Genomic DNA, 12,662 nt, shown 5'->3' on the forward strand with positions numbered 1-12,662 from the left:
CGTCGAAAAACTACCTTTGATCCTGGTTGTGTCAACAAGGATTTTCTGATCGCCTCTTGACATCAATGAGAGAATCTGCGCGGACTAAGAAAAAATTGTAGGGTTTTAAACCCACGAAGGTGGGTTTTGTCTGTGTAGACGCGGTTTCTAACCGCCCTTTTCCTTACTGTTATTCACCTTTTTCTTGAAGGAGCGATCGCCAATCTTCAATCGCCTTTTCTGTCCACAGCCAATTTTTAGCTAATTTATCAACCTGGAAATTTACTGAATCAGAGTTGAGAACCATTTGCCGCAACTTGATCGCTTCATTCAGATACTGTGTCTGCTTCCCACTAGATTGGCTAAGTGCAGATTTATACAGTCCCAGAGCTAAACCAGCATAAGAAGTTAAAGCATCTTCAGGAACTGCTGTCTTTGAATCTGTATTTTGTTCTTTAAGAGCTAAATTCAAAGCCTTGAACCAAGAGTCATTGGCTCGATTTAGATTGCCTTCTGCGTAGTAGGCAAATCCTAAAGCGTTATTATATAAAAGTGATTCTGGTTTAGCTTTGGCAGCAGTTTCCCAGTAACGGCGGGCATCATCGAGGCTATAGTTATTGTCTCCAGTCCCGATAGACTGCCAAGCTAATCTTCCCTTATAAAAGTTGACAGATGGATCGTCAACTTGCTTATTTGGAACAAGTTTAAGGGCAGTTTCCGCCGCAGCTAGTGCATTACGATTGAGTAATTCTTCTACAGCTAACAACCCACCTTGCAAATCTCCCTGGCTCAATTTTTGCGTAGCGCTAGTGGTGACAATTCCAGTGCTTGCTGTTTCTAAATCGATATTTTGCTGTTTTTGGATAGGTAAAGAATCGGTGGGAATTGCTGGGATGTTTGGCAGAGTTGCCAGTTGAGATCGATTTTGCCACCACCAATTTAAAGCGATCGCAGCTACTAAGGCACTGATTCCCACAATACCCACAAATGGCCACAATTTGCGGCGTTGGGTACGATGTCTTGGTGCGGCGGGTTGCGATGCCTGGGTTGGGCTATGCCTACGCGAAAACTCAGAATTTTGCTGACTTTCTTGCAATTTACCAGTAATTGCAGGGGGCGGTGATGGAACTTCTCCCCATAAATCTCCTTCATCTTCTAGAGAAGTCATCTCTTCTGAAATCTGGCTTTGCTGAAAATTATTTTCTAGAATTTGTTGATCCGGTTCAGTTGTAGCTTTTTGGTTATCTAGCTGACGAAACAAATCCGAAACGATCGCAGAATCTTCTTCATAACTTGGGTCATCATACTCAATTTCATCAACGAGATCGCCCCAAGTATCCTCACCCAGCCAGTCTAACCCAGAAGAGTCACGCGCCAAACCAGCAGGAATCATTTCTTCCATTCCTAAAGGCATATCGCTATCATCTGCGTTGGCGTAGCCCGTCGTAGACATCGCAGAGTACATCGTGGAAGTTATTCCTAAAGGTGAACTATATTGATCCCGCAAGTCTGTACTTTCGGATACCTCAAGTTCTTCACTGAGAAAACCGTCAGATTCTGGCTGGAGATATAAAATCGGTAACGCCCAGTACATCTGGTGAGAACCATAAGCAGAAATTAATCCTTGGCGTACCCGACTAACGCACAAATCTACTGGATATCCCTGACTCAAGTTGCGGTAAAACAATTGTGTGAGTGTCAATGCCACTTCATCAGGAATGCGTTCTGACATAGCCAAAACGCTTCTAATTCCACGCTTCACGAGACTTTCTGCCAGATTACGTTCACCCGTATCTCCAGAAGGATCGGATGCAGCTGTGTACGCCCCCAAGCAGGAATTAAACACTGCCATTTGAATATTATTGTTGACGAGCAGACCTGCTAGATCGTCTCCACTCAAGATTTCCGTTAAGCCAGTTCTGCGACTAACAAGATAAATTTCTCCGCCATTGCCGCCTAAGTTACTATGACCAGAGTAGTGGAGAACTTGGTATCTGCCTTGTTCTAAGGCTTGCGTCAGTTCTTCGCGTCCTGGTTGGTCTAAAACAGTGAGTTCAATTTCTGGGAAACGATTGTTACCTTCAGCAAGTCGTGATGTTTGACGGTGAAGTTCTGCTTGCAGTTTAATCGCTTCCTGTTTCTGTAAGTCAAGACGGACTTGATCTGAGGGAGAAGCAATTACCATCAATACTTTCACGCCACCTTGTTCTCGTGTTGTGAAACTATTGCGCGATCGCAAAGGAGAACCCCCCAAAATGCCACTTTGGAAGCGAGAAAAAGCCACATAAGGTCCAGTAGCCAGAGGGCGATCGCCTGCGTGCATCACTTCCCAAGGCAGACGAGCTAATCTAGTGTCCTTTAGACCCAAGCGTAAGCGTAGTACTTGTTGGTGATTCTGGGCAATACCTTGGGCAGTAATCCAACTATCTCTGAGAGTGCCTTGAAATAAGGCGTTATAAAATTGTTGACCCAACGCCACCAAGTTAACAGAGTTTCTGGCGATATTGCTTTCGTGCCCACCAGAGGTAAATGGATCTCCCTGCAACACCGACTTCAATGGGTCATTCATCAAATGCCCAGCAGCTATTAACCAATCAGCTACAGGCCAAGTCACCAATTCTTCTGCCAATGGTACCCCAGGCGCGACTTGTTCCGTCCGCACCAAGTAGTCATTTTGCCCTACTGGGGTTACGGAAATGTGAAATTCCTGGGTCACAACTTCTCCTGTCCGCCTCCTAAATCTGGTTTGAAACACAAAAGTTTCAAGTCGATTTGCTCCCTCTGATAACTTAGATGCATCCCACCCCTGAATGTTTCTGATTCGGTGTTGTTTTGCTTTTTCTGCCTTTACAACTTTATCCGGATCGGATTACTTGGATCTAGAACACTTAATTGGTAGATGCACCTTGATCTTCAACTCCCCTAGTTGGCTAACACCTACTAGGGGTTTTTTTCAATTTTGGCAAACAACAGCAACTTTTAACGCAGATATTCTTTACCAAAAAATAGTGCTTAATCCTAGAATACTTGATTACTAGATAGATGTCCCTTGATTTTTAACTCCCCTAATTCAGTTAATATCTACTAGAGTTTCGTTGACACGCCTTTCTAATAAATTTATCCGGAGCATGATGGTTAAACCTAGAACACTTAATTGGTAGATGCACCCTGATAACTAGCTCCCCTGGTTGGCTAACACCCACTGGGGGTTTTTTTATAAAGGAATTTAGCAGCAATAATTTCTGACGCATCAAATTTTTAAGGCAATGCACTGGTTATTTAATTGGTAGATTCACCCTGATAACTAGCTCCCCTAGCTCGCTAACACCCATTGAGGATTTTCTCTGGTGAGCGTCAATTTATTCGGTAGATTGCTCTTTAAGAATCTCTTTTAATCCTCATATAGGCTAGCACCCTCTGAATTCGCGCCAGTAGCCCTATGAGTATCATTTACAGATAAACGAGATTCTGAAAGATTTTAGCTTCACTTGAAACCAATATCTGATAACTAACTCCTCTGGTTGCTTAACAACTTTGAGGTTTTTTTCTGGTGAGCAAACAACAATAACTTCAACCTCTGCTATTTTATCCGGTAGCTACCCATTTACTTTAGAAAAGATAATCAATAGATGCACCCTGATAACTCACTCCCCTGGTTGGCTAACACCCACTGGGGGGTTTTTTCTAGTTAAGTAGGCGTAGCGCTTCCTAAATATGGCCAGTCAACCCTGATTTTTGCCATTTTCCCCGGAAGATACTCGCTGCCCCTAGAAAACATTAGTGGTAGATGCACCCTGATAACTAACTCCCCTAGTAGACTAACATCATCTGGGGGTTTTTTATTTTAAAAAATAATTAGCCTTTGTCCAAATTTATCCGGAATATGGTGTTAAACCTAAGAACATTTAATTGGTAGATGCACCCTGATAACTAACTCCCCTGATTGGCTAACGCTCATCGGGGGTTTTTTGTGTAGACACCTAGCAGCTTGTCTTAGACATCGCCCTAGCATTTTCTACTGATGTAACTAGAATGCACCACTACTCTTGTTGTTCCTGCTCCTAGGATAGAGCATAACCTGCTCACTCAATTCCTGAATCCCTTTCTTTTTATTGTGAGCTAGAGATGCCACATCAAAATGATTGCTATGATATTTAATCATATTCTTAATTTTTTTTCTATATTTTGGCGTTTAATTATTTCTCTGCCAGCAATCACTGCTTTCAGGTTCAGAGTCAGAGCTTCCTTGCTTACTACATTTGTATATTTCTTGTTTGTATGTTCAACCTGGGAATGCAGTACTGAAAGCTCTGCCTCCCAAAAAATATAGAAGCAAGGACGCAGGTAAACATACTGGATAAGGGTTTCAGCTTTAAGTTGACACTAATAACCAGCTATATGGTAATATTTCATGGCATTATGCTAAAAAACTTTGCTTAGAATCAAAGAGTCGCCAACCCATGAGTTTAGCTGTAATTAAGTTCTCTTCAGAAGAGTGCGGCATCTGCCATAAAATGTCTTTTTACGACAAAAAGGTGGCTGAAGAACTGGGTTTAGAATTTATTGATGTGAAAATGCAGGATACGACTGCTTACCGCAAGTATCGCAAGATTTTATTAACTCAGTATCCCGATAAATCAGAAATGGGATGGCCTACTTACATCATCTGCAATTCTCCAGAAGGGGAATTTCAGATTGTGGGTGAAGTAAAAGGAGGTCATCCCAAAGGTGAATTTAGAAGCCGTCTGCAAGAGGTTCTGGATTCTACAGGTAATCAAAACTAAATTACTTCAAAAGATTTGACCTCTAGGACAGGGCCAATCATGGCAATAGTCATGATATCTTCACGCACCTGTCCTTTTACTTTTGCTTTTTGTCCGGCTTTGAGTAAGCTTTTGTCAGCCCCTTTAAGGATTTCGTAAGTAACGCCCTCTTCTGTAACCAACGCCCATGCGCCTGTGCCTATATCACGGCGTTCGATTGTACCTGTAAGTGTAATGCTCATAAATAGTGCTGAGTTGTGAGTGCTGAGTGCTGTTAGCGGATAGCTAAGGTTTAGCCCGTGCTGAGTGTGGGAAGTAGGGAATTAGGAGTTAGGAGTTAGGAGTTAGGAGTTATAAAAATTGATTCCTCATGCCCAATGCCCCATTCCCCATTCCCCACTTATGCGATTTTTTCTTCGTTTTTCAATGCTAAACGAGCCAGTCCATAGCAGATTAGGGCATTAGCGATGAGGAAGAGGCGTGATATGTTGCCACTTCCCAAACCCCAAACAGCTGGATCTAAAAACGCACTTACTGTCAAGCAGGCTGCTATACCTAATGTTGAACCAATGGCAAACCATTTCCAACTAGGATTTCCCAGCAGCAATGCCATTAATAAAATGGGAATCAGTACACTGGCAAATAGGGGATTCAACGCATCAGTTCCCTGGAGGGTATTACCTAGTTCGGGAATTGAACTGCCCAAAACCCGGAAAGGCCATTGGGGAAGATCAAAAATATAGATTCCCTTGAGGAAGAATAACCCGGAACTGCCAGCGATTAGTCCACTAGATAAAGACCAACTCCAACTAAAGGGGAAGTAAACCCGTAAAAACCAAGCCAGTAGATAAGAGCCAACTACCATTAAAATCTTGGGTAATAGTGCCACTGCACCACCATCAATCCAAAAGCCAGGGTTAAGATAGCCGTTATCGCGTAACCACCGAAAGAAATCTGGAAAACTTATTTGTCCTCCAAAAGCTAGTCTGACTGCTGCTTCTGCATTGAGTTGTCCAGCGCCATAATAGTTCAAACCATCATCTTGGATAACTCGCGCTGACTGCTTGAGGACTTTTAAAACTTCATCTGGTTCTTTGATACCAGCAGCTTTAATTAATGCTGCAACGCCTGCAACGTGGGGAGAAGCCATGCTTGTACCCTGGAAGCCAAGAAAAACCCCTTCGCCATTTTCATCGATAGTTTCTTGGAGAATCTTACCAGCTTCACTACCACCAGGAGCCGAGATATCTACCCCAGCACCAAAGTTAGAATAAGGCGCTCTTTCGCCATCTGGGCCAATTGCCGAAACACCGATTACATAAGGATATCGGGCTGGATAGCTTGCGCCATTGGTATTTTCATTCCCAGATGCGGCAATGATAACTACACCTTTTCTATGGGCATACTCGATCGCTTCTTTCATCAACTTGCTTTCACCGCTACCGCCCAAGCTCATATTAATCACATCTGCGCCTTTATCAGCAGCAAATTTAATCGCTTCGGCTATATCGGCAACTGTACCGCCACCATAAGAACTGAGTACCTTAAGTGGCATCAGACTGGCTTCATAAGCAATTCCCGCTACGCCATATTTGTTATTTGTGGCTTGAGCAATAGTTCCGGCAACATGGGTACCGTGGCCGTTATCGTCTTTGGCTTCTTCTCGGTCGTTAACAAAATCATAGCCTTTGACAAATTTTGTCTCATATAAGTCGCGCACCTTAGTAATTCCGGTGTCAATTACCGCAACTGTAATGCCACTGCCTTTGGTTTGACTCCATGCGCCTTCAATACCGATTTTGTGCAAGTTCCACTGCTTGCTGTAATATTGATCATTGGGGCCAGTTAATGATGGGCTTGTCTCATCATCATTTTCTTGAGGTCTCAAAAATTCTCCTAACCAAGCTTTTTCACCTGGTTGTGGAATCTTTGTATAGATGTAATTTGGCTCAATGAATTCTGTAGCTTGGACAAACTGAGATTTTTTCAGTTCTTGGAGTCGCTGGCGATCGCCTTTGACAATATACACATGATCTTTTTCTGAAAACTTGTTGTCTAATTGGGGTGTAACGTTGTATTGTTTGGCGATCGCTTGGAGATTCTGTTGCACCACATCTGATGGAATATCTTCCCGAAAATCAAGCAAAATCGTTTCAAACTCTCCTTTAACTGCCATTCCCTGGAAATTCAGGAAACCAAATATGGCAGCTCCCAGCCCAATGACAAACAAGCACAATAATATAAGCTTTCTCATATTAACTCATTACCGCTTTTTGCCAGTTTGCTCACTACCATAACTTATCTCCATCCTTTGTTGGTGGATTTTGCACTTTTAGTTACAAGTCTCACTTCATTACTCAGGACTTTTTGAAACGATGGAACGTGGTCTTTTGTGGTTGCCGCTATTAGTAATGTTTTTCTGGTTGGCTTGGCAAGGCTCGAAAGAGTATCAAAAAGTTGAAGCCTATCGCGCTTGGGCAGAACAATTTGAACGAGCTAAGTACGATATTTATGCTGTATTAGGTCAAAAAGACAATAATCTCACTTGGGGAAAACCCACACCTCAAGGGCCTATTAAACTAGAAACATTCTCTTTGCTTGATATTAAGCAAATCAACTTTCTAGTAGATGATAAATCAGTAGATGTGGATAATATACCGCAGAAAGGTCGTTCTATAGAGCTAGAATTTCTCTTTTCCGAATCTAATAAATCGGTGCGTGTTCCATTTACCGAAATCCCTTTGGCGGCGGAATGGGGAAAGTTTTTGCAAGGACGATTACAAGACTTGCGAACAGAACCAAAGAAGTAGTTATATTGAAGCGACAAGTTCTCGATTATACTCCTGTTTCTGTACAGAAAATGAGATTGGGTAAACGACATAGCCTGCAATTATGAAATACTCACAAAGGTGATTTTTGAATTATTAATTCTTACTCTAAATTGTCCAATAAAAAATATGCTTCTGGGTAGATGAAAAGTAAGTCAAGGGGTAGCATAAAATACTAAGGCATAGATGATAAAACCGTAAGGAATACGGAATTTTACTACGCTAGATAGATGCGGTTAGAAAACACTAAATGTTAAAGGTTAACCGCTTGCGGCTGCAAGATATATTCAAAATCCCGAGAAATTCACTTGTGGCAAAAGCCGCAAGTGTAATATCCATCTTGGTTGGCAGCTTGGTGGTAATTGGCTGGTGGCTTGGAATTGAAGTTCTCAAGCGTGGCTTCCCTGGTAGTCCCGCCACGATGAAAGTCAATACAGCGTTGTGTTTTGTGCTGTCTGGTTTATCATTGTGGCTGTTTTTAAAAGTAGGGAATAAGGGGAAAAGAACAATTCAAAACTACCCTGACTCTTCGACCTTTCGACTTCTCGACTTCCCTACTCTGGTAATTTCCAGGGTCTGTGCAATAGCTGTCACCACAATTGCTGTACTTACACTTTGTGAATATCTGTTCGGCTGGAATCTGGGTATTGATGAGATGCTGTTCTTGGATTCGCCAACTAGTATGACGACATTGTATCCGGGGCGAATGGGGGTAAACACAGCATTCAACTTTATGCTAGTCAGCGTTGCCTTACAGAATCTGATTAATCCAAAAAACCACCGTAGTTATTGGTCTGCTCAGATTATCGCTCTGATCGCTACTTTAATTTCCTTTCAGGCGCTCATGGGCTATGCCTACAAAGTGAAAGTTCTTTACGGACTTGCCCCTTATACAACATCGATGGCTTTACATACAGCGGTGTTGTTCATTTTGCTAAGTATAGGTATTCTGTGGGCACGGGCAGAACAGGGGTTAATGAGGGTAGTTACAAGTGATACTTATGGTGGCTTACTGGCACGTCGTTTGTTGGTTGCCGCGATCGCAGTACCTTTTGTATTAGGGTGGATAATTGTTGAAGGTCAACGTGCAGGACAATACGATCCGGCTTTTGCGGTATCGGTGTTTGCGATCGTCCTAATTGTGATTTTTAGTATTTTGATTTGGCAAAGTGCCAGGGTTATTGAACGCCTTAGCCATCAACGCGATCTTGCTCAGAAAGTACTGAGAACCTACCAGGATAAACTAGGGAGTTTCGTAGATTCTAACGTTATTGGTATTCTTTTTGGCGATGTGTATGGCGGTATCCAGGAAGCAAACGACGAATTTCTCAGGATGATTGGTTACACCCAGGAGGATTTGTCAGAGGGTAGATTAAGTTGGAGCAATATCACACCACCAGAGTATCTATACATGGATCTGCGAGGTGTCGCCGAAGCACAAGGAAACACTAACGCTACTTGTACGCCCTACGAGAAAGAATATATTCGCAAGGATGGTAGCCGCATCCCAGTTTTAGTTGGTTACGTGTTGTTAGGAGAAAAACGGGAAGAGTCAGTAGCATTTATCCTCGACTTGAGCGAACGTAAGCTTGCAGAAGCAGAGCAACAAAAATTAGTATCACTGGTAGAAAATAGCTCTGACTTTATCGGCATCGCCACCCTTGAGGGTCAATTACTCTATATAAATGATGCAGGTCAAAAACTGGTAGGGCTTGCAAGCCTTGAAGAAGTGAGGCAAAAAGTAGTATTAGATTACTTCATGCCCAAAGACAAAGCCTATTTTCAAAAATATATACTGCCGACTGTACTATCAGAAGGGCGTTGGCAGGGAGAATTCTGCTTTCGGCATCTCCAAACAGGTCAACCAATACCAGTTGATTACAATATCTTCACTGTTACAGACAACAATACAGGTCAGCCAATTGCCTTAGCAACTGTGACTCGTAACATCAGCGAACAAAAAAAGGCTAAAGAAAAAATCTTACAACTAAACAAGGATCTACAGCGCCGCATTACTGAGTTACAAACTTTGTTGGAGGTAATTCCCATTGGAATTGGCATTGCCGAAGATCCACTATGCCAAAATATTAAGGTAAACCCTGCTTTTGCCAAGCAGTTGGGGATATCGTCAAATACAAATGCCTCTCTCAGCGCTTCTAGTGACGAAAAACCGACAAATTTTAAAATCTACCGTGAAGGAAGGGAACTCTCAGCAGAGGAACTCCCGATGCAATACTCTGCAACTCATGGTGTTGAAGTTGTGGATTGTGAACTTGAGGTAGTCCATGAAAATGGAAAAATTATCAACCTGTTGGAGTATGTTGCACCTCTGTTTGATGAAGAGGGTAAAACTAGAGGAAGCGTTGGTGCATTTTTAGATATTACGGAGCGCAAGCAGGCAGAAGAAATACTTCTAAATCAGCAAAAATGGCTGGAGGATGTATTAAATCTAATGCCAAGACCCTTGTTGTTTATCGAACCAGGAACGGCGCGGGTGACTTTTGCAAATCGCTCTGCTAATGAATTAGCTGGGGGCGAATTTCCTAAAGGTGTACCAGCAGAAGATTATCACACAGTTTACCACTATACAGATGCGGCAGGCGATCGCATTCCCAATGAACAAATGCCAGGAGTGCGGGTTGCCCTTGGCGAACGTCTCAATGGATTAGAAGTAGATTGGCACACTCCCTCTGGTGTGCGCTCTCTACTGATATTTGCTGATACCTTGCCAGCAATGCACGGTCATCCGGCTACCTGTATCTTAGTGTTCCAAGAGATTAGCAACCTCAAACAGGCAGAAAAAGCACTCTCGTTAAGTTACAAAAGACTAAAGCTACTATTTGATACAGCCAACGATTTACTCTCAAGCCAAGAACCATTACTACTAATCGATAGCGTCTACCGAAAACTAAGAGAGCAAATTAGTTTAGATGTTTATTTGAACTATTTGGTTGAGGATAACTCTCAAGTAATGCGGCTAGGGTCTTACAGTGGTATTTCTCAAGAACTGGCCAAGGAAATCGAGTCGTTGGCTTATGGTGAAACGGTTTGCGGTACTGTAGCCCAAACCCGTTGTGCAATAGCTCTAGAAAATATGCAGGAATCAACTGACCCAAAAACAGAATTGCTTCGTTCTTTAGGTATTACTGCTTATTATAGTTATCCGTTGATTGCCCAAGGACGATTGTTGGGTACTCTTTCTTTTGGCAGCCGCACTCGGTTAAGCTTTACCGAGAATCAAAAGGGGATGATGCAAGCAGTATGCGACCAAATAGCGATCGCAATGGAACGTGCTAGTTTAATTGCTTCTTTGCAAAAACAAACTGAGCAGTTGCAAGAGGCGAACCGCATGAAAGATGAATTTCTGGGAATATTGTCTCACGAATTGCGATCGCCCCTCAATGCAATTTTGGGCTGGGCGCAACTCCTGCAACGAAGCAAGCTGAGTGAAAGCCAAATGGCTAAGGCTACGGAGACAATTGAGCGCAATGCTAAGGCGCAAACCCAGCTAATTGAAGACTTACTAGATATATCGCGGATGATTAGAGGCAAGTTACGCCTCAATGTCCGTACTTGTAATTTGGTTCCAATGATTGAGTCGAGCCTAGAGACTGTTTGCCTAGCCGCTCAATCGAAGGAAATCGATTTAAGATTTTCCATCATTCCCTTAAAAGAAACGCGAAATGCGCCACCGGGGATAGTCCCCGTGGTAACAATCGCGCCAGATTCAGATTTGGGATTAGAAATCAATCACGAAAATCTAGAATCAAGAGCAGCGGAATCCCAAAGCAATCAACGTTCAAATGGCGAAAATTCCCAATTCCTAGTTTCCGGTGATTTTGAGCGTTTGCAGCAAATTATCTGGAATCTGTTATCTAATGCCATCAAATTTACACCCACAGGTGGACGGGTAGAGTTGCAATTGTCAGTGGTAACTGGCGAAGAAAAAGAACATATAACAGAGAAATATGCCCAAATTCAGGTGATTGACACAGGTATTGGTATTAGCCCTGATTTTCTCCCCTACGTCTTTGATCGCTTTCGTCAAGCTGATAGTTCTAACACTAGATCTTATGGTGGATTAGGACTAGGATTAGCGATCGTGCGTCATTTAGTAGAACTACATGGCGGTACTGTTCACGTAGATAGTCCGGGTAAAGATCAAGGAGCAACGTTTACAGTCAAGCTGCCACTTTTGAAAAGTCATCTATTCACAGTCTCACAGCCTCTGCCCCTCCCCTCTTCTCCTCTTCACTTTGTCTCCCTCCTTGGTGTGCGGGTAGTGGTTGTAGATGACCAAACCGATAGCCGTGAATTTATCACCACAGTTCTCGAACAGTGCCAAGCCGAAGTTAAAGCAGTGGCATCAGTTCAAGAAGCATTGCAGGTAATTACAGAATGGAAACCAGATGTTTTAGTCAGTGACATAGGTATGCCGAATGAGAATGGTTACTCTTTGATCCGCAAACTGCGATCGCGATCGCCAGAACAAGGGGGAAATATTCCCGCAGCAGCATTGACAGCTTATGCTAGGGCAGAGGATCGGATGCGAGCTATAAAAGAAGGTTATCAGCTACATTTACCCAAACCCATTGAAGCGGCTGAGTTGGCTACAGTAGTCGCTAGCCTTGTTGGACGGACTTAGACAGAATTGGGCATTGGGAAAAATTCTTGCTAACTCCTGCATACCCTTTTTTGCAATTAGGACTTATACCATTTCTTTGTGAGGCTGCGCCAAACCCTTTTAACTTCTTTCTGTGTGTCCTTTGCGTTCTACCCTACGGGAAGCCGCTCCGCGTCTATGCGGTAGCCTGCGGCAAGCCGCTCTGCGTCTACGTTTTTCTTTCTTTTACTTATGGTTTAGCGCATTGGGAAAATATCTAACTATGGAAAAATAAACCAAAATAGAAAAAGCGGCTGTGCAATTCAGCGAAGATTATTTTTACTCATAATACCCAGAAATCGAAACAAGAAGGATACATATAAATAAGAAAGCGCTCTCCCACTTCGGGAGGGCGCTTTCTTATTTAGCTAATTGAGTTAATGCTTGAGAATTAACCGTTGATAGCAGGAGCAGAAAGAGCAACAGGAG

Annotated in this window: 6 protein-coding genes; 3 read left to right on the forward strand and 3 right to left on the reverse strand. The window is 42.9% G+C overall.

Features of this window, described 5'->3' with window-relative positions; all coding sequences use genetic code 11:
- Window positions 1–169 precede the first annotated feature (169 nt).
- Complete coding sequence (gene hetF / locus G1O98_RS31465) at window positions 170–2,695, reverse strand: cell division protein HetF (RefSeq protein WP_163936645.1); 2,526 nt, start codon at window positions 2,693–2,695, stop codon at window positions 170–172.
- Window positions 2,696–4,439: 1,744 nt separating this feature from the next.
- Between hetF and G1O98_RS31470 the strand changes: the two genes are divergently transcribed.
- Window positions 4,440–4,763 (forward strand): hypothetical protein, encoded by a 324-nt coding sequence (locus G1O98_RS31470; protein ID WP_012409925.1) that lies wholly within the window; start codon window positions 4,440–4,442, stop codon window positions 4,761–4,763.
- On the opposite strand, the gene G1O98_RS31475 is transcribed toward G1O98_RS31470, so the two are convergent.
- Both G1O98_RS31475 and G1O98_RS31480 read right to left on the reverse strand, forming a co-directional pair.
- On the reverse strand, window positions 4,760–4,984 hold the full coding sequence (locus G1O98_RS31475) for a hypothetical protein (protein ID WP_114082657.1): 225 nt from the start codon (window positions 4,982–4,984) through the stop codon (window positions 4,760–4,762). The two genes, G1O98_RS31470 and G1O98_RS31475, sit on opposite strands and share 4 nt — an antisense overlap.
- A 158-nt stretch (window positions 4,985–5,142) precedes the next feature.
- Complete coding sequence (locus G1O98_RS31480; RefSeq protein WP_163936648.1) at window positions 5,143–6,996, reverse strand: S8 family peptidase; 1,854 nt, start codon at window positions 6,994–6,996, stop codon at window positions 5,143–5,145.
- Window positions 6,997–7,117: 121 nt separating this feature from the next.
- Here G1O98_RS31480 and G1O98_RS31485 point away from each other — a divergent pair, with 121 nt between their 5' ends.
- Together G1O98_RS31485 and G1O98_RS31490 are read left to right on the forward strand one after the other, a co-directional pair.
- Window positions 7,118–7,552: a hypothetical protein gene (locus tag G1O98_RS31485; protein WP_163936651.1), complete on the forward strand. Its 435-nt coding sequence runs from the start codon at window positions 7,118–7,120 to the stop codon at window positions 7,550–7,552.
- 268 nt (window positions 7,553–7,820) lie between these two features.
- Entirely contained in the window at window positions 7,821–12,215 is a 4,395-nt protein-coding gene (locus G1O98_RS31490; protein WP_163936654.1) for a PAS domain S-box protein, read from the forward strand.
- The last annotated feature ends 447 nt before the right edge of the window (window positions 12,216–12,662 follow it).

Origin of the sequence: Nostoc sp. UIC 10630 (genome assembly GCF_010747425.1) — a bacterium.
Taxonomy (GTDB): domain Bacteria; phylum Cyanobacteriota; class Cyanobacteriia; order Cyanobacteriales; family Nostocaceae; genus Nostoc.